This window comes from Vibrio sp. PSi01 (assembly GCF_054960695.1).
The window spans coordinates 1-18,020 of record NZ_JBHNYN010000005.1; the positions used below are offsets into that span (position 1 = coordinate 1).

Sequence of the window (18,020 nt, forward strand, 5' to 3'; positions counted from 1 at the left end):
CGATGTTTGTTGTGCGCTATTAGCATTGTTTAGGTAACGTTGCGCTGTCATCGCTGAAACGTTTGTATTTACATTCACTGCCATGGTGATTTCTCCAATTGATTTTCCGGTATAGCGGTTTCCGACGTCTCGGAAAACCAAGTAGTTATCTCTAAGTTACTATTAATAACGGCGTGAGTGCTGAAACCTTTAGAAAAAAAACAACAAAATTAAAGAAATAGCGATAAAGGAGAAGAAAGCGTGACTAGTCGTGAAATTATCAAAAAAAGATAAAAAAAACGCTAAAGTTGTCGAGGAGTCAGTCGGGCAAAAAGTTGTGTTTTTATTAACCAAAGGGCTTTGGTTAATAAAAACACCGTTATAAAATTAAACTTAATTTATTAGCCTAGCAGCGTTAAAGCTAGATTGGGAGCTTGCTTAGCTTGAGCCAAAATAGTGGTGCTGACTTGTTGTAGTATTTGTTGCTTAAGCATCTGAGTGCTTTCTTTGGCGTAGTCGGTATCTTTAATACGACTATTTGATGTCGCCAAGTTCTCATGAACATTTTCAAGGTTATTGATAGCATGATCAAAGCGATTTTGCATTGCGCCGAGTTCGGAACGATGGCTATCTACATACTTCATCGCTGTATCTAAAATAGAGACTGCACGCTGAGCACCACCTACATCAGTCACATTGATGTCATCGACTGACTCGTAATAACCCGCCGACATCGAAAGCTCACTGGCTAACGAACCTGAGAAAGAGATCGTGCCTGCCGTGTCTTCGCCAGACATATAGATCTGAAGCTGCCCTTCATCATTGACGGAAGCAGAGACGAGATCCGTTTGACCATTAATATAAGTCGCCAACTCTTCGATATCGTCGCCTTCTTTCGCGTTGATGGTGATCTCTTGTGGCTGACCAAAACGGTCAGTAAATGACATTGTCATATCATTCTGATCGGGCTTCACTTCCCATAAGTCACTTGCCATGCCGTTGGCAACATAGCTAAAACCACCCATGTTGATGTCGTCAGTACGCATGCTTTTTAAACCGATCTGCACAGCCTCACCTGAACTGCCACCGATTTGAAATGAAGAGCTACCAAAGCTACCGTTAAGAAGTTTTTTACCACCAAATGAGGTGGTTTCTGCAATTCGATTTAACTCATCATTTAAGGCGGTCACTTCCTCTTGGATCGCGGTTCGTTCCGATTGGCTATTCGAGCCGTTACTCGCTTGTAGTGACAAATCCCGCATGCGCTGCATGATATTGGTGGTTTCATTCATCGCCCCTTCTGCGGTCTGCATAATGGAAATACCGTCGTTAGCATTTCGAACAGCAACATCAATGCCACTCATCTGTGTTTCTAATCGATTCGAAATTTGCAAGCCAGCCGCATCGTCTTTTGCACTATTAATACGGCTCCCTGAAGCCAAGCGCTCCAAAGATTGGTTCAGCATGTTGTTGGCATTAGAGAGGTTTCTCTGGGCCACCAGCGCTGAGACATTCGTATTAACAGTTATAGCCATAGACCTTCACTTACAAAAAGATGAATAAAAATCACGATTGCTCTTATATCGACCAGTTCATATAAAGCTTTAATAAAAAAGGAGCCCTGAGGCTCCTTTTCTTTACTGCATACGAGGTTATTTACTTAATCGTTAATGCACTCAACATATCAGTCGAAGGCGCAAAGTAGTAAGCGCCTGTCACTGCTTTAGTGAAACGAAGCAGTTGGTCTGTTTTACCATCTGTCGCGCCGTACATACTCTCTAACATCGCATCAAAGTTATGACGAACATTACAGTAAGCAATGAACAGTAAACCATGATCGCCCGTAGCGGTTCCGTAAGGTAGGCTATGGCGAACAATCTTAAGGCCTTTACCTTCTTCTTTGATATCAACACGGCCTACGTGAGACGCAGCAGAAACATCATCAAGTTCAATTGAATCAGGCTTAGTTCGACCAATCACTTTCTCTTGTGCCGACACATTCAATCTATTCCAAGCTGGCAGGTTGTGTACAAAACGTTGCACCATCACATAACTACCACCAGCAAATTCACCTTCAGGAACAATCGCTACTTCAGCGCGCTGTGCGTCTTTCGGGTTTTCAGTACCATCAACAAAATCAGTCATATCACGAGAATCGAGAAAGCGGTAACCGTAGGTTTCATCAACGACTTCAACGTCCGCAGCGACTTCAGATAGTAATTTGCGTAGGATAAAGAAGTGCAGATCATGTCGATTTGAATGACAGTGAATAAGAACATCAGACAATGTGCTCGGTGCAGTGATATCACCCTCACCAAGCGCAGGAAAATCAATTAAGTCAGAAGGCGCAGCTTGCTCGAACTTATCCCAAAAAGCCTTTGAGAACGCAACCGATGCAGTTAAGTACGCATCTGGTTGAGTTTGATTAAGCTCGGCGATTAGATTCGGAAGCTTTTGAAGTTCCGCTAATACATTAGCAGCGTTAGCATTCACTTTTAATTGAACGTAAAGAGCGAAAGGCCCAGCTTCTGGCAAGATAGCACTTTGAATTTGAGACTGCTCATTTGAGATGTTAAGCATAGATTAATCCTTTCATTTTTAGCTTCTAAGTATAATTGTGAACGGGACAAATGTTTTGATGAGAATCAGTCTTCGTGCTCGACCGCTTTAAAGCAATCTTTAGCGGTATGACTATTGGTTAGATAAAGTGCTAACCACAGGAGTAACAATAAAGTTACCCCATTCGACCAACGAAACCATCCGTTGTCCAAATAGATTAAATAAAGGGTATGTGCTCCCTGTGCCAAAATAGCGATCATGGTAACCCAACGCCCCCATGACACCACTTTGTTCAAGCGTTTTCTATCTGGTGATCTCAACCCAAACAACCACATAATAAGTAAACTAGGAATGCTCAATGCGATCCCAACGTAGAACATGTGGTGATCTGGATAAATAATTTCGAGGATATCAGTTCCCGACTCTCTGCTAGCGCCAGCAACGATGAAAACAACCAAAGCTTTCGCCAGAAATAACCAACCCAACCATAATAAGATTGGGGCTTTCAAAAAACCGTTCTTATCGTATTGTTCTATGGAGTACCGCACAAATCTCACTTTCACTTAGTTTCAAACCAACACTTTAACGCAAATCATTCATACTTAACTAGGTTTGCGTTATCTTATTAGCTAATCCGCTTTAATTATCGAACTCAGTATGAAAAAGAAAACTAATACGCCGTCTGTTGAATCTCAACAAGAAGCTATGAAGATAGCCAAAGCAACTCAAAAGCCAGCTCAAACCAAAGAACAAACCAAGCTGATCGCTCAAGGTATCGAAAAAGGCATCGCACTCTATAAAAAACAACAAAAAGAGCGCAGTCGCCAAGCAGATAAAGCCAAGAAACGCATACAGAAAGAAAAGCAGACTCAACAAGCTAATCTAGATGAAGAGAACAGTGTAGATACCAGTGTTGAAACAACATCAAACCACGCCAGTAAATTGCCGTGGCTACTATTAATCATAAGCTGGATAGGCTTCGCGATTTATTTGATGAAATAACAGGATAAACGTATGAAAAAGGAATGGGTTGCTTTGGCTATGAGTGGAACCCTTTTGGGATGCACGACACCGACTTCATCTCCTCACAATGAAGCGGACAAAGTACAAATGGATTTCCACGGCCTTATCAATATTGAGCAGTGCGAGTATAAAGGTGAGGTCACGGGTAGCGAAGGCCACTGGTATAGTTACCTCTTTTTCCCGAACGACACCTTGATTCAGGGCGCCATGAATGAACTCAAATCGAATACGATTGAGCTAGGCGCAGATACGGTGATATTTACACTTCCCCAAGACTTTAGCACTTCTGTCACGATGCTTGGCACAGCCTATCTGTGTGAGTAAGAAAATAGACAGATAAGTAAACCAGCATATCTGTATGCTCTGATTTTGCGACGCCCAAAAGAAAGCCAGCTTTCGCTGGCTTATGCACTAAATCCAAGGCTTGTCGCTATATCGCCTTTACGTTCTAGAACCCACTGACTATCAAACGGCCCCCAGTCGGATAACTGGTAATAACCATCATTATGACGTCGCCCATCTTGAACAAACATAAGTTCGATACCGATCCCCGGTAGCGCCTTGAGTACATCTTGAATCGTACGACGAGGCCAACCCGTTTTTTCGATGAGTTTAGGCACATTTGGCCTATCAAGGCTTTCCACTAACAATGCTAAATATAGCCGCCTTGCAAAAACAGGACTCAACTCCATTGACACCTCCTATATATGTGCAGCTCAATTATTTCTTTTTTCGCTGACAACATGTTGAGGCTGATCAATAAGTCTCCAATAGTGACATTTTCTTACTGTTTTTTTTCACTCTATGAAATATTCCTCACTCTATTTTGTCTGAATTGCCGCTTCCTGATAGGATTCAACTCATAACAATGAAATAAAATCACCCAAAGGAAGAATAATGACTATCACTATGTTTGGTATCCCAAATTGCGACACCATTAAAAAAGCAAAGAAATGGCTCGAAGCTGAAGGTATCGAGTTCGAATTTCACGATTATCGCAAGCAAGGCATCACAGAAGAGCTAGTAACAAGCTTCTGCTCAGAGCTTGGTTGGGAACTTGTGCTGAACAAACGTGGTACGACTTATCGCCAACTTTCACAAGAACAGAAAGAGACGTTAACGGAAGACAAAGCCGTGTCTCTGCTTGTTGAGCAACCGGCAATGATTAAGCGCCCAATCCTAAAAGTGGACGGTAAGCTTCACATCGGATTTAAAGCTGACCAATACGCCGCTATTTTTGCTTAGAGCACCGCATTTATATCGAAAGACAACCGGACGTTGATCACTGATGCAACGCCCTAAAAATTAATGACTATACGTTTTATTTAAACAAGGAATTCAAGGATGACAGATAGCCCAACTTTGGCTCTGGCAAAAGATCTCATTAGCCGCCAATCAGTAACGCCTGAAGACGCAGGTTGCCAAGACTTAATGATTGAACGCTTAAAAGCGCTCGGCTTTGAAATCGAAGTGATGGTATTTGAAGATACCACTAACTTTTGGGCTCGCCGTGGCACAGAAGCACCTCTGTTTGCTTTTGCTGGTCACACAGACGTTGTGCCAGCAGGTCCAATTGAACAATGGAACACCAAGCCATTTGAGCCGACTATAGTCGACGGTTTCCTTCACGGCCGTGGCGCAGCAGACATGAAAGGTTCCCTGGCTTCAATGATCGTTGCCGTAGAGCAATTCATAGCTAAGCACCCTGATCACACAGGCTCAATCGGCTTCCTTATCACATCAGATGAAGAAGGCCCTTTCATCAACGGTACGGTACGAGTTGTTGAAACGCTGATGGCGCGTGGTGAGAACATCGACATGTGTATTGTGGGTGAACCATCGAGCACCGAATACGTGGGTGATGTCGTAAAGAACGGCCGTCGCGGTTCTATCACTGGCGATCTAACGATTAAAGGTACACAAGGCCATGTTGCCTACCCTCACCTAGCGAACAACCCCGTACACAGTTCTCTGCTTGCAATCAATGAGTTGGCAACGACTGAGTGGGACAAAGGTAATGATTACTTCCCACCAACTAGCTTCCAAATTCCGAACGTAAGCGCAGGTACGGGCGCATCGAACGTCATTCCTGGCGAGTTTAACGTTCAATTTAACCTGCGTTTTAGTACAGAATTAAACAACGACATCATCGTTGAACGCATCACATCAATACTCGATAAATACGATTTCGAATACGACCTAAAGTGGACATTCAATGGCGACCCGTTCTTAACAGACGCTGGCTCGTTGCTTGATGCTATCGTGGATGCAGTTGGTTACGTGAACGACGTGAAACCCGCACTATTGACTACCGGTGGTACATCTGACGGACGCTTTATTGCGCGCATGAAAGGGCAAGTGGTAGAACTAGGTCCGGTTAATGCAACCATTCACAAGGTTAACGAATGCGTGAAAGTGGCTGATTTAGAGAAGCTCACTGATATGTACGAAAGAACATTAGTGAATCTTTTCGCCAAATAGTGTTTCACCAGAGATTCATAGCATCCCATTATTGAGAGACGCGTTATGACACCAGAGCAGCTTACCGGACAATCAGATTCTCATCTGGAACCTAACCTGATTGGCACCAAGACATTCTTGGTTCACAGTGATGTCAAAGATGATCTGAACAATTTGATTGAAGCTGCTCAACTTGCTGGTTTTAAAATGGAGATTGCCAGTGGCTTTCGCGACTATGAAAGGCAATCTCTGATTTGGAATCGTAAGTTTTCTGGTCAAGCGCCGATATTAGACTCAGAAAGCCAACCACTTGATGCTTCAACACTCAGTGAACAACAAAAGTTGTCGGCGATCCTAAGATGGTCTGCGCTTCCCGGAGCGAGTCGTCACCATTGGGGTTGTGATTTCGATGTCTTTGCTCGTAATCACTTACCTGAAGATATACAGCTGCAATTAGAGCCATGGGAATACCTTACTGGCCACCAGCAAGTGTTTTATCAATGGTTATCTGTTCATGCATCTCAGTTTGGATTCTTCTTTCCGTACAACCAAGACCTTGGCGGTGTGGCGATTGAACCGTGGCATATTAGCCACCGTAAGGTATCAGACTCGTGCTTATCACAGTTATCACCTACTTTACTTGGCAAGCAACTCCAATCTAAGCCAATATTAGGGTATGAGATTATTATGGAGCAGCTAGACGCAATCTATGCACGCTTCGTAGCAAATATCAATCATTAGGAGCGCTTATGTTGGAGTGGCTTACAAACCCTTGGGTTATCATCATCATCGTGGTTAGCGTTGTGGTAGGTAATATTGCTGCGCTCAAACAGACCGCCAATATGGATCTGACAGGTCGTAACAAAACAGAGAAAGACTTAGATAAGCTCAATCAATTAGATAAGCTTAACCAAGAGAAAACTCAAAAAGATGAGTCAACCGACAACAAAAACGCTTAATGTTGTTACTCTGATGGGCCAACCTAATTAGCGGAAAAATCGCTGCTGATTGCTCAACGAATATAAAAAAGAGGACACATTGTGTCCTCTTTTTTATTGGTTTTAGCTAATCATAGAGCTGATATGACTCAGCTCTATGATTTATTTTGTCGTGCTTACTCAGCTTTCGCTTCTTTGTCATCTTTGGTTTGGTCAGCAATATGCGCGAGTACCGGAACCATTGACTTAAGCAGCTCTTCTTCTACTGGTTTACCTGACGCATCCGTCACGTTGATCGACGTACGGTTGCCAAGGTCACCAAATAGGAAGTTGTATGTACCTGGCGCCAAATCGATAGGCTGTAGGCCAATTTCTTCCCAGAATTCATCATCTGGTGCAGCGTACTTCGCCTTTACCGTACCCTGAGATTGATTACGTTCTTCAAGCTCAAAGCCCATCGTCGGTAACAAGGTAGGCAGACGCTGCCAGAATACGTTGTATGGTGTACGAGCAATGATCACAGGGAAACCGCTGCGGTCAGCACCCATTGAAATTGGAATACGCTTCACCAACTCTTGCGCTTTCAGCGCAGCTTCAGCACGAAGGTTTTCATCGTACTTAGCCATGACTAAGTTGGTTAAAAACGCGTTATAACGCTCTTTATTGGTTGCGGTTACTGGTTTCTCTTCAATACCTTCACGCCAATCAATTAGGTTGATCTTGAAGCCATGGCGGTTATTTGTTTGGAAACGAGCGATAGAGTAGCGACTGCCAATCTCTACATCTTCATCTTCAGAAACCCAAGTTACCCAATCGGTCTCAATCTCATTCTCTGATTGTTCACGAATACCAATACCACGTTGAGCCAGCATATCTACTGCTGTTTGCCACACTCGGTCTGCTTCTTCAGCACGAAGAAGCCATAGCGTCACTTCACCGTTTTGACGCTCGGCACGAGCGCCCGGGATCAGCTCAAGAACCTGCTGTGGTGGACGAATATCCACTTTACGACCGGTACCACCACTAAACTCACCGCTTGGGATGTCAAAGTTTGGGTAAAATTGAGGTTGAGCATCTTCAGGCAATTGCCACTGTGAAAACTCAGGTGTTTCTAAGTATTCGAAATCATCTTTGGCTTGGCGACGTTGAGTCGGGCTGCCAGAACATGCTGTAAGAACGAAAACAGCCAGTGACCCAATCACTAGCTGGTGAGAATACTTCATTTATACTCCTAAATGCCGAAGGTTCGCTTCGGCATCACTTCATACGTTTTTAGTAAATGCACGCTTCAGTCATTGCTTGAGCAACAACAGGTTGAGCTGGCTCTGACAGTTCAGTCAGCGGTAGACGTAAGCCACCTTCAGCAATCAGACCCATTTTGTGAACCGCCCATTTTACGGGAATAGGGTTAGACTCAACGAACAGGTTCTTATGTAGAGGCATCAAACGCTCATTGATCGCTTCTGCTTCTTCAAACTTACCTTCTTTCGCTAGCTTGAACATGGTTGCCATATCAGCGGCTGCAACATTATTGGTTACAGAGATCACGCCATCGCCGCCACGCTTAACAAATTCTAAGCCAGTTAAGTCATCACCACTTAGTAAGATAAAATCTTCGCCACAAAGTTCACGGTGAATTGCAATTCTGTCGAGATCACCCGTCGCATCTTTCAGTGCAACGATATTTTCGATCTCAGAAAGACGAGCAACGGTTTCTGGTAACAAGTCTACAGCAGTACGACCCGGTACATTATATAGAATCTGTGGAACGTCGCTTACTTCAGCAATCGCTTTGTAGTGTTGATACAAACCTTCTTGAGTCGGCTTGTTGTAGTAAGGCGTTACGCTCAGGCAACCAGCAATACCAGAACCATTTAATAAACGGCTGAATAACACTGACTCGTGAGTTGCGTTTGCGCCTGTTCCTGCAATAACAGGAATACGACCATCTGCAAATTCAACGATCTTATTGACAACTTTGACATGCTCTTCAATAGTGAGTGTTGAAGACTCACCAGTTGTGCCAACCGCAACCAGACCATCACTACCTGCAGCAATATGGTGCTCAACTAGCTTTTTAAGGCTGTCGAAATCCACTTCACCATCTGTGTTAAATGGCGTAACTAGCGCAACTATACTTCCTGAAAACATGTCTATCTCCCTTAATTTATTCTTTTTGCATGTTACTGTAAGCCAATCAATAAACACAAGACATTAAAGTGGCTTACTGGCAACATCTGCATTAAATATTGTTGTATGTTTGAGGTAAGACGACTTCTAACGGCGTTCTACCTATAAATTTGGCTAACCTTTATTCAATCTAGCGGATGCCGCATCGCTGGATGTCAGTAACAGGTAAGCTGTTTCTTCTTGTTCGTTTCTTGTTTTCACACACTAGATATTCCTATCCTATACAGCACGCGAGAAGCAAAACGCCTCATAAAAAGCCCCGCTCGCACGCTTATTCCTCGTGTTAACTGTGCTAACATGCAGCATCAATGGAATATATAGAGACGTGATTTTATGACTCAACATCTAGTAATCACAGCTGTGGGCACTGATCGCCCAGGTGTATGCAACCAAGTGGTTCATTTGGTCACCCAATCAGGCTGTAACATTATTGATAGCCGTATCGCCCTATTTGGCGAAGAGTTTACGCTTATCATGCTACTGTCTGGAAAGGCAAACAATATTACCCGGGTTGAAACCACCCTGCCTTTGCTTGGCCAAGAGCACGACTTGATTACGATTATGAAGCGAACCTCGCCTCATGATGTGATTGAGAACTCCTACACGTTAGAAGTTTTCGTTGAGTCAGATGACAAACTCGGACTGACCGAGCAGTTCACTCAGTTCTTCGCAGACCGTGATATCGGCCTCGACTCGCTTAGCGCACAAACCATCAACAAATCCAAGATTCAGCTCGATAACGACCAATTCCATATCTCTATTACCGCTTCTGTGCAATCAGAATGTAATTTGATGCAGCTACAAGAAGAATTCAATTCGCTGTGTCAGAGCCTATCAGTTCAAGGCTCGCTCAACTTTATCAAAAACAGTTTTTAAAAAGGAAATATCATGAATACGCTAACGGCTGGTGTTCCAGCACCTGCTTTTTCTCTTCCAGATCAAGATGGCAATATCGTATCTCTTGGTGACTTCAAAGGTAAAAAAGTCCTTTTCTACTTTTACCCAAAAGCAATGACCCCTGGTTGTATTGTGCAAGCTGAAGGCCTGCGTGATATCAAAGCACAGCTTGATGACCTAAATGTGGTTGTTTTAGGTGTGAGTGTTGATCCAGTCAAACGCCTACCAAACTTCGTTGAGAAGAAATCTCTGAACTTCACTCTGTTATCAGATGAAGATCACAGCGTTGCTGAGCAGTTCGGGGTTTGGGGCGAGAAGAAATTTATGGGCAAGGTTTATGATGGCCTACATCGTATTAGCTTCCTCATTGATGAAGAAGGTCAGATTGAACACGTCTTTAATAAGTTCAAAACTAAAACTCACCACGAAGTGGTTTTAGATTACTTCAATCAAGAAGCTTAAGGTCAATTTGAGTGCGTTAATTATTTAGGTTTCCCACTCAAATTAAACGAATGCAAAAAAGGCCGAACATCATAGATGTTCGGCCTTTTTCTATAATAAATCAGTTATTTTTGATGCTCAGGCTCATCTTCTAAAGCATGGCTTGGCAGAGCGTTCCAAACCGCTTTCACTAAGGTCGCCAGTGGTATGGCAAAGAATACCCCCCAGAAACCCCATAATCCGCCAAACACTAATACTGCAACAATGATCGCGACCGGGTGAAGGTTCACTGCTTCAGAGAACAGAACCGGAACCAACACGTTACCATCTAGCGCTTGAATGATGCCGTACGCAAGTAACAGCCAGTAGAACTGAGGTTCAAGCCCCCATTGGAACAAGCCAACAATTGCGACAGGAACGGTCACAGCAGCAGCGCCGATATATGGAATCAAAACCGAAAAACCGACTGCGACCGCTAGCAGTGCTGAATAACGTAAATCTAGAATTGCGAAGGTTACGTAACTGACACCACCGACAATTAGAATTTCTAACACTTTACCGCGAATGTAATTTGAGATTTGCTGGTTCATCTCTACCCAAACCTTAGTCGCTAGACGGCGGTTCTTAGGTAATACACCACTTGCCATGCTGATCATTTCTTCTTTATCCTTGAGCAAGAAGAAGATCAAAAGCGGTACAAGAATCAAGTAAACCGCAAGTGTCGCTAAACTCACAAGAGATGCTAAAGAACCTTTCACTACGCTTTCACCGAAACCTAGCGCTTTGTTCTTTGCGTTAGACATAATCGATTCAACAATCTGTAGGTTGGCTAATTCAGGGTAGCGTTCGGGAATCGTCGCAATGAACTTTTGCAAACTACCATACATGCTCGGAATATCATTAATAAGGTTGCCCACTTGCTCCCAAATCGTTGGTACTAAACCAAACAGTGCCAGCAGCATCAGGCTAAAGAACATCATGATCACCAACATCACCGATGGTGTTCTTGGCACACCAAGTCTTTGAAGTTGGGTAACGGGCCACTCAAGTAAGTAAGCCAAAACAATAGCAACCAATAATGGCGCAATGAGATGACCAAAGAAGTAGATCGTAATAAAGCCGAATAGAATGATGGCAACCAAACTGACAGCATGTGGATCAGAGAAACGTCGTTTATACCAACGATTGACCATTTCAAGCATCTGACTGCGATTCCTTTTTAGTGATGAGGAGATGGTGGTAATTAGAACAAACCTCTGTCATGACAACATAAGCTTGCTTAGACAAAAAAGTAACAATATCTTTCATCGAGCTGTTATCAGAAACATAAATTGACAATGATTGGCCTACTTCTAACTTTACACTGTGACGCTTGGCTAATAATAACGCCATTGGGCATCGCTCTTGGCGTAAATCTAGAATATTAGGTGTCATTCTTGGGCTCGATGCTTATTATAAGGGTCGTATTGTAATCTGTTTTTGAAAACGCGCCATCATTCATTCATCTTCCTTTATGATAGCGCACGTACTTGGCAAAGGTTAAATCAGATAAAGAACCAATTTGCATTGCACTTGTCTTACTGTCAGAAGAAACGGAGTATTACTGACTAATATGTTTAAACGCGCTCGTTCAATTGCTTGCTTATGCATCGCAGCTACATTAAGCACCCCAACGTTGGCAAACACCAACAGTTTGGAGCTTCCAGATATTGGCACCGCGGCTGGTGGCACACTCACTATCGATCAAGAACTAATTTATGGTGATGCCTACATGCGCATCATCAGAAGCAGTCAGCCTATCGTCAACGACCCGGTTCTAAATCAATATATTGATACTCTAGGCCACCGCCTTGTCGCGAACGCGAACGATGTAAAGACACCTTTTCAATTCTTTATGATCCGTGACCGCAACATTAACGCGTTCGCTTTCTTTGGTGGCTATGTAGCATTGCATTCAGGTCTGTTCCTACATGCACAATCTGAAAGTGAGTTAGCTTCAGTATTAGCGCACGAAATCGCGCACGTTACTCAGCGTCACTTAGCACGTAGTATGGAAGATCAAGCTCGTCGTTCCCCAGCGACCATCGCAGCACTTGCGGCCTCGGTATTATTGGCAATTGCAGCTCCTGAAGCGGGTATTGCAGCTCTAACAGCAACGACTGCAGGCAACATGCAAAGCCAAATAAACTACACACGTAGTAATGAAAAAGAAGCGGACCGATTTGGTATCAACACACTTGCAAAAGCTGGGTTCGATGTAAACGCTATGCCGCGTTTCTTTGGCCGTTTAGCCGATGAATATCGCTATGCGAGTACACCACCACCAATGCTATTAACTCACCCATTGCCAGAAGATCGAATCACAGATTCACGAGCTCGTGCTCGTAGCTATCCACCACTAAAACTGGCGCCTTCGTTGGATTACCATCTAGCAAGAGCCCGCATTGTTGCACGCTACGCGGGTATCAATAATGATGCTGCTCTCGATTGGTTTGAACGTAAGCTGAAAAAAGCGCCGAAAGCGTTGGTTCCATCATTAGAATACGGCCAAGCACTGGTTTACCTTGATTCTAACAAATTAGATAAAGCAGCGCCGATTTTAACCAAGCTCATCAACAGCGATCCAACAAACCTATTTTATTTAGATGCGATTTCAGATCTGCATATCGAGCAAAAAAAGCCTGAAATTGCGATTAAAGAACTCAAGTCAGCACTGGTTCGTCAACCGAATAACTCAGTACTGACCATTAACTACGCCAATGCGCTAATTGAAAATGAAGAACTTCAAGAAGCCGTTCGCGTATTACAGCGTTACACGCATGACAACCCGAACGACACCAATGGCTGGCATCTGCTTTCAAAGGTAAACATTAACCTAGGTAACAGCGATGAAGACCTTGCCGCTCGTGCAGAGATTTTGGCATTGCAAGCTAACTGGAACAAAGCGATTCAGTACTATACGCAAGCAAGCCAAATCGCAGAACTCGGTAGCCTAAAACAAGCGCGTTACGATGCTCGAATTGACCAATTAATGATTCAGCGTGAACGTTTCTTATCGCTACAGTAAATCGCTCAACTCGCTGCAAGTAAACGCAAAACGAAAACGAAAGCTCAACGGATACAGTGAAGAAGCCACTCGAATGGCTTCTCCTGAAAATCAAACCAAAAATAATAATGAGGAAGAACCATGTCTGTCGTGATTTATCATAATCCACGTTGCTCAAAGAGCCGTCAAACTCTCGAACTGCTTGAAGCTAACGGTATACAACCAGAAGTTATCAAGTATCTAGACACGCCTTTAACTGTCGAGCAGCTGAAAGTACTTTTCACTCAACTGGGTTTTGACAGTGTTCGCGAAATGATGCGCACCAAAGAAACTGACTACAAACAAGCAAACTTGGCTGATACATCAGTGACTGATGAGGAGCTTTTCTCTGCAATGGCCAAGAATCCAAAACTGTTTGAGCGCCCTGTGGTTGTCGCGAACAACAAAGCAAAGATTGGTCGTCCACCAGAACAAGTATTAGAGATTTTGTAAGCCAATATGAGCATCAACATCCTTGTTCTCTACTACAGTCGCCACGGCAATACTCAAGCTCTAGCAAGACAGATTGCACGAGGGGTTGAATCCATCCCGAACTGCGAAGCCATGCTAAGAACGGTGAACGACGTGTACACAGTAGAAGAGCAGCCTGATTCGCGCTATCAACCAACAGATCCTATTGCGACCTTGCAAGATCTCCGTTCTTGCGATGGTTTAGCACTAGGTAGTCCAGTATGGTTTGGCAATATGGCTGGGCCAATGAAGCACTTTTGGGATAGCACAACATCACTATGGATCAATGGCGATCTTATAGACAAACCTGGTTGCGTATTTACCTCATCTTCATCACTGCATGGGGGTCAAGAGACGACACAGCAAAGCATGATGTTGCCTCTGCTTCATCATGGCATGTTATTAGTGGGTATCCCCTACTCAGAGCCAGTACTACACACCACTCAAACCGGCGGCACACCTTACGGTGCAAGCAGTACTGGAGAGAGCGCTTCTTTAAGCAAAGAAGAGATTGAGTTGGCGCAGAACCTAGGCAAACGCTTAGCACGTATCGCCATAAACCAGAAGGGAATTTCTCAATGATGTATATGCCAGAGAAGGCTATGTCTCCCAAAACCAAGTTATTTCGCTACCTTGCGCTAACGGGTAACTTGTCACTTTTATTCTGGGTAGTCGCTTGGCAGATGACACTTTCGCCGCACCCTCATCTAAGTAATATAACGCTTGCGATTGCTTGGGCTATACCACTGTTACTGCCATTACCAGGCATTCTAGCAGGCAAACCTTATACGCATGCTTGGGCGAATTTCGTCTTAATGCTCTACTTCCTACACGCATTAACTATTTTGTATATAGACGGTGGTGAGCGATTATTAGCGGCTGTAGAACTACTCCTGACTACCTTAGGGTTCGCGGGTAATATCTTATTTACTCGTTTTAGAGCAAAAGAGTTGGGCATCAAGCTCAAGCGTCTTTCTGAAGTAGAAAAGAAAGAGAAAGCTAAGTTCGAGCAATAACTTAGGTTCGGTTACCTTTAGCTAGTACAAGTAGAAAAAGCAACAATAAACAAACAAAAAGCCCTGCGAGATTTCTCTTGCAGGGCTTTTTCATGAATGCATTTCAATCCGCAATGTCAGTAGACCATTACTAGCGAACCCATTCGTATACTAGACTTGGCTTAGCATGTACTGGCGCAACAACTGTTAGCTCTTCCGAGCCAGACGTATTCGTTAGCTCAGCATCCGCTTTAGCTGATAACTTACTACCTTTGATGACTTGAACACTTGGGTCTGCTTCGTTAACCGTCGCTTCTGCGCCATCGTTCAGGGTCGTATCAGTAATAGCTGCTGAATCATCGCCTACAGACATGGCGTTGTCTTGCGTTTCAAATTCAGGGCTCACTTCAGGTTCAATGTAAGATTCTTCAACCTTTGCGACTTGGCGAATGCTTTCCACTTCTTGCTCAAACTCTTGTTGAGTCGACAATAAGTGAATTCGGAACGTCACTTCGTTGTTTTGAATCTTGAGAATATCTAAACTTGCAACTGAATTTAGACGCTTAAGTGCGTTCTCCAGTTGGAAGAAATCCTGCGCGTTATTCAAGCTAATAAACTGCGTTAATATTGATTCCGAAGATTCACTGGCTACGGTAACCGCACTTTTACCTGCGTAGTAGTTGCTGATTTGGTCGACTAGCTTCTTAGAAGTCGTAGCGCTGTTACCCGACACTGAACCGCTCACTGGCGATGTTGGTGCGCTCGTCAATTGACTCGGCTTTTGATCGTACAAAGTCCAACGTAAACCTGAAGATTGAGCCTTAATCACCAACACAGCATCAACAGGGTAACGCTGACTCGCTTTACTGATTGGCGTAACAAAGCTGCCCCACAAATCAGAAGTCGCAATACCTGTAATATCATCAAAGTCACCCACAGGTAGCGTTAGAGGCAAGCCGCGCTCTTTTGCGTTAGCTTGTAAACCTGCCGCTAATTGTGAGTTGGAGTGTTCCCACACAATATTTTTGTCGTAGTTGTCTTCTTCTACGAGCCAAACAAGAATGTTTGAACGAGTATCAGGCCAGTACGGTAACTGCGCTTGGGTCAATAGAGAACGGATTTGAGCACCGTTAAAACGCATGCGCAATGTTGATTGGTCATTGCTCTCGCCAAAACTCATTTGAGACATGTACTGCGAACTCTTACGCATCGCCTTTTGAATGGTTTCGTTCGATGCAACATCAGTTTGGCCAGTCGCACGTATCAATACCTGCTCCATACCGGTATTTCTTGCCACTTGTTCTGGCTGCTTGTTTTCAGCGTTAATCGCAACTTCAGCACTAAAAATATCTACTTGAGTTAATGCATAACTCGGAGAGGCTAATAGTGCCATTAACAAAAATGCTATGTAGCGCATACTGATCCTAATATTCAAATCTTGTGCCTAGATGATAAGCAACTATGGATTGGGGGGCAAGGTCGATAGCGCCCACTGTGTTTAATAACCACAAAATATCACCTGACCATGATAAATCGTTCACTTGTAAACTGTATTTCTTCTTATTTTGATAGCAACAAACATCACTAAGATAAATAAATTTGATCTATTTGGTATAGCAATCGATTGCTAAGTGATAGAATCCTGCGAATTTTATTTTCCACTTTTCATATAACGACCAATTTAAGGACTTCACATGAAAAATGCTTTGCAAGGTGCGCAAATGCTGTTTGTAGCTTTTGGTGCACTTGTATTAGTGCCGCTACTAACTGGGCTTGATCCTAACGTTGCACTCTTTGGCGCGGGTATCGGTACTCTTTTATTCCAACTGATTACACGCCGCTCAGTGCCAATCTTCTTAGCATCTTCTTTTGCATTCATCGCACCTATCATGTTTGGTATTCAAACTTGGGGCATTGGCGCAACAATGGGCGGCCTAATGGCTGCGGGTGTTGTGTATGTCTTAATGGGCGCATTGATTAAAGTTCGAGGTGTTGCTTTCATCCATAAACTACTTCCACCAGTCGTGGTTGGCCCTGTAATCATGGTGATCGGCTTAGGTCTTGCACCCGTTGCAGTAAACATGGCGTTAGGCAAAACCGGTGATGGTGCTGTGCAACTTATCGATGCTGATGCAGCATTATGGATCTCTTCTATTTCACTACTAGTGACGATTGTCATCAGTGTTTTCTCGAAAGGCTTCCTTAAACTACTGCCTATCTTTGGTGGTATTGTAGCGGGTTATGTAACGAGCTTAGTATACGGAGTCGTTGATTTTACCCCTGTCACTCAAGCAGCCTGGTTAGCACTACCTAACTTCACAGCACCAGAATTTAACATCAACGCTATCTTCTTTATGGTGTTTGTTGCTATCGCACCAGCCGTAGAGCACGTAGGGGACATGCTTGCTATCTCTAACGTAACCGGTAAAGACTACCTTAAAAAGCCAGGTTTACACCGTACTATCACAGGCGACGGCGTGGCTACAATCGCAGCTTCTATGCTGGGCGCTCCGCCAAACACAACCTACAGTGAAGTAACAGGTGCAGTAATGCTGACGAAAGCATTCAACCCAGTGATCATGACTTGGGCTGCTGTTACTGCTATCGTTCTTGCATTGGTTGGTAAGCTAGGCGCACTACTTCAAACGATTCCGGTTCCTGTAATGGGTGGCATCATGATTCTACTGTTTGGCTCTATCGCAACAGTGGGCCTTAACACACTCATCAAGAACAACGTTGACCTGCATAAATCACGTAACCTTGTGATTGTGGGTATTACTTTAGTCTTTGGTATTGGCGGTATGGCCTTTGGTATTGGTGACTTCAGCCTACAAGGCGTAAGCTTGTGCGGTATCGTGGCGATTCTACTTAACCTAGTACTTCCAGAAGAGCTAGGTGACAATACTGTGGTAGACAAAGCTCAAATCGATTAATCCATCGGTAGTGCTAGATTCAAAAGAATCACAAACCAACAAGATCAAA

At 43.8% G+C, this 18,020-nt stretch carries 22 protein-coding genes and 1 pseudogene; 13 read left to right on the plus strand and 10 right to left on the minus strand.

Annotated features, from left to right (window positions below; translation table 11 throughout):
• The 4 genes and pseudogenes from ACFI6G_RS09025 to ACFI6G_RS09040 form a co-directional block, all read right to left on the minus strand.
• Nucleotides 1-84, minus strand: a pseudogene (locus tag ACFI6G_RS09025) (flagellin); the annotation flags it as partial.
• A 296-nt stretch (nt 85-380) separates the two neighbouring features.
• Entirely contained in the window at nt 381-1,514 is a 1,134-nt protein-coding gene (locus ACFI6G_RS09030) for a flagellin (protein ID WP_010436622.1), read from the minus strand.
• Nucleotides 1,515-1,635: 121 nt separating this feature from the next.
• Nucleotides 1,636-2,559: a Dyp-type peroxidase gene (locus tag ACFI6G_RS09035; RefSeq protein WP_462710253.1), complete on the minus strand. Its 924-nt coding sequence runs from the start codon at nt 2,557-2,559 to the stop codon at nt 1,636-1,638.
• A gap of 65 nt (nt 2,560-2,624) precedes the next feature.
• The gene (locus ACFI6G_RS09040; protein WP_016796163.1) at nt 2,625-3,086 is read right to left on the minus strand and encodes a DUF2919 domain-containing protein; all 462 of its coding nucleotides are present in this window, start codon (nt 3,084-3,086) and stop codon (nt 2,625-2,627) included.
• Between the two features lie 109 nt (nt 3,087-3,195).
• On the opposite strand from ACFI6G_RS09040, the gene ACFI6G_RS09045 reads away from it, so the two are divergent.
• Nucleotides 3,196-3,540, plus strand: a complete 345-nt coding sequence (locus ACFI6G_RS09045) for a DUF2956 domain-containing protein (protein WP_010436613.1) — start codon at nt 3,196-3,198, stop codon at nt 3,538-3,540.
• A 12-nt stretch (nt 3,541-3,552) separates the two neighbouring features.
• On the plus strand, nt 3,553-3,885 hold the full coding sequence (locus tag ACFI6G_RS09050; protein ID WP_010436610.1) for a DUF4156 domain-containing protein: 333 nt from the start codon (nt 3,553-3,555) through the stop codon (nt 3,883-3,885).
• Nucleotides 3,886-3,965: 80 nt separating this feature from the next.
• On the opposite strand, the gene ACFI6G_RS09055 is transcribed toward ACFI6G_RS09050, so the two are convergent.
• On the minus strand, nt 3,966-4,253 hold the full coding sequence (locus ACFI6G_RS09055; protein WP_004741665.1) for a winged helix-turn-helix domain-containing protein: 288 nt from the start codon (nt 4,251-4,253) through the stop codon (nt 3,966-3,968).
• Between the two features lie 205 nt (nt 4,254-4,458).
• Here ACFI6G_RS09055 and ACFI6G_RS09060 point away from each other — a divergent pair, with 205 nt between their 5' ends.
• The 4 genes from ACFI6G_RS09060 to ACFI6G_RS09075 all read left to right on the plus strand — a co-directional run bounded on the left by ACFI6G_RS09060 (nt 4,459) and on the right by ACFI6G_RS09075 (nt 6,980).
• A complete protein-coding gene (locus ACFI6G_RS09060; RefSeq protein WP_010436602.1) occupies nt 4,459-4,806 on the plus strand; it encodes an ArsC family reductase in 348 nt (115 codons plus the stop codon).
• Between the two features lie 99 nt (nt 4,807-4,905).
• A complete protein-coding gene (dapE, locus tag ACFI6G_RS09065; protein WP_016787736.1) occupies nt 4,906-6,042 on the plus strand; it encodes a succinyl-diaminopimelate desuccinylase in 1,137 nt (378 codons plus the stop codon).
• A gap of 45 nt (nt 6,043-6,087) precedes the next feature.
• Nucleotides 6,088-6,762: a M15 family metallopeptidase gene (locus ACFI6G_RS09070; RefSeq protein WP_016787737.1), complete on the plus strand. Its 675-nt coding sequence runs from the start codon at nt 6,088-6,090 to the stop codon at nt 6,760-6,762.
• Nucleotides 6,763-6,770: 8 nt separating this feature from the next.
• On the plus strand, nt 6,771-6,980 hold the full coding sequence (locus ACFI6G_RS09075) for a DUF2897 family protein (RefSeq protein WP_010436593.1): 210 nt from the start codon (nt 6,771-6,773) through the stop codon (nt 6,978-6,980).
• 155 nt (nt 6,981-7,135) lie between these two features.
• Here ACFI6G_RS09075 and bamC read toward each other — a convergent pair whose 3' ends face one another.
• Both bamC and dapA read right to left on the minus strand, forming a co-directional pair.
• Nucleotides 7,136-8,182, minus strand: a complete 1,047-nt coding sequence (gene bamC, locus ACFI6G_RS09080) for an outer membrane protein assembly factor BamC (RefSeq protein ID WP_016767915.1) — start codon at nt 8,180-8,182, stop codon at nt 7,136-7,138.
• A gap of 49 nt (nt 8,183-8,231) precedes the next feature.
• The gene (gene dapA / locus ACFI6G_RS09085; protein ID WP_010436589.1) at nt 8,232-9,110 is read right to left on the minus strand and encodes a 4-hydroxy-tetrahydrodipicolinate synthase; all 879 of its coding nucleotides are present in this window, start codon (nt 9,108-9,110) and stop codon (nt 8,232-8,234) included.
• A 372-nt stretch (nt 9,111-9,482) separates the two neighbouring features.
• Here dapA and ACFI6G_RS09090 point away from each other — a divergent pair, with 372 nt between their 5' ends.
• The gene (locus ACFI6G_RS09090) at nt 9,483-10,025 is read left to right on the plus strand and encodes a glycine cleavage system transcriptional repressor (RefSeq protein ID WP_010436587.1); all 543 of its coding nucleotides are present in this window, start codon (nt 9,483-9,485) and stop codon (nt 10,023-10,025) included.
• Between the two features lie 12 nt (nt 10,026-10,037).
• The gene (gene bcp / locus ACFI6G_RS09095; RefSeq protein WP_010436585.1) at nt 10,038-10,508 is read left to right on the plus strand and encodes a thioredoxin-dependent thiol peroxidase; all 471 of its coding nucleotides are present in this window, start codon (nt 10,038-10,040) and stop codon (nt 10,506-10,508) included.
• A 104-nt stretch (nt 10,509-10,612) separates the two neighbouring features.
• Here bcp and ACFI6G_RS09100 read toward each other — a convergent pair whose 3' ends face one another.
• On the minus strand, nt 10,613-11,689 hold the full coding sequence (locus ACFI6G_RS09100; RefSeq protein ID WP_010436584.1) for an AI-2E family transporter: 1,077 nt from the start codon (nt 11,687-11,689) through the stop codon (nt 10,613-10,615).
• Complete coding sequence (locus ACFI6G_RS09105) at nt 11,682-11,921, minus strand: sulfurtransferase TusA family protein (RefSeq protein WP_010436581.1); 240 nt, start codon at nt 11,919-11,921, stop codon at nt 11,682-11,684. The genes ACFI6G_RS09100 and ACFI6G_RS09105 overlap by 8 nt, the downstream gene beginning before the upstream one ends.
• 178 nt (nt 11,922-12,099) lie before the next feature.
• On the opposite strand from ACFI6G_RS09105, the gene bepA reads away from it, so the two are divergent.
• The 4 genes from bepA (at nt 12,100) to ACFI6G_RS09125 (ending at nt 15,059) form a co-directional block, all read left to right on the plus strand.
• Nucleotides 12,100-13,554, plus strand: coding sequence for a beta-barrel assembly-enhancing protease (bepA, locus tag ACFI6G_RS09110; protein ID WP_016789590.1), 1,455 nt, complete (start codon nt 12,100-12,102; stop codon nt 13,552-13,554).
• Between the two features lie 120 nt (nt 13,555-13,674).
• On the plus strand, nt 13,675-14,025 hold the full coding sequence (gene arsC, locus ACFI6G_RS09115) for an arsenate reductase (glutaredoxin) (RefSeq protein ID WP_010436575.1): 351 nt from the start codon (nt 13,675-13,677) through the stop codon (nt 14,023-14,025).
• Nucleotides 14,026-14,031: 6 nt separating this feature from the next.
• Nucleotides 14,032-14,625, plus strand: coding sequence for an NAD(P)H:quinone oxidoreductase (gene wrbA, locus ACFI6G_RS09120; protein WP_010436572.1), 594 nt, complete (start codon nt 14,032-14,034; stop codon nt 14,623-14,625).
• Nucleotides 14,622-15,059, plus strand: a complete 438-nt coding sequence (locus tag ACFI6G_RS09125; protein WP_016767573.1) for a DUF2069 domain-containing protein — start codon at nt 14,622-14,624, stop codon at nt 15,057-15,059. Before wrbA ends, ACFI6G_RS09125 begins: the two co-directional genes overlap by 4 nt.
• Before the next feature lie 130 nt (nt 15,060-15,189).
• Here the strand turns inward: ACFI6G_RS09125 and ACFI6G_RS09130 are convergent, their stop codons facing one another.
• A complete protein-coding gene (locus tag ACFI6G_RS09130) occupies nt 15,190-16,455 on the minus strand; it encodes a DUF2066 domain-containing protein (protein WP_010436567.1) in 1,266 nt (421 codons plus the stop codon).
• 277 nt (nt 16,456-16,732) lie between these two features.
• Between ACFI6G_RS09130 and ACFI6G_RS09135 the strand changes: the two genes are divergently transcribed.
• Nucleotides 16,733-17,971, plus strand: a complete 1,239-nt coding sequence (locus tag ACFI6G_RS09135) for a uracil-xanthine permease family protein (RefSeq protein ID WP_010436565.1) — start codon at nt 16,733-16,735, stop codon at nt 17,969-17,971.
• The last annotated feature ends 49 nt before the right edge of the window (nt 17,972-18,020 follow it).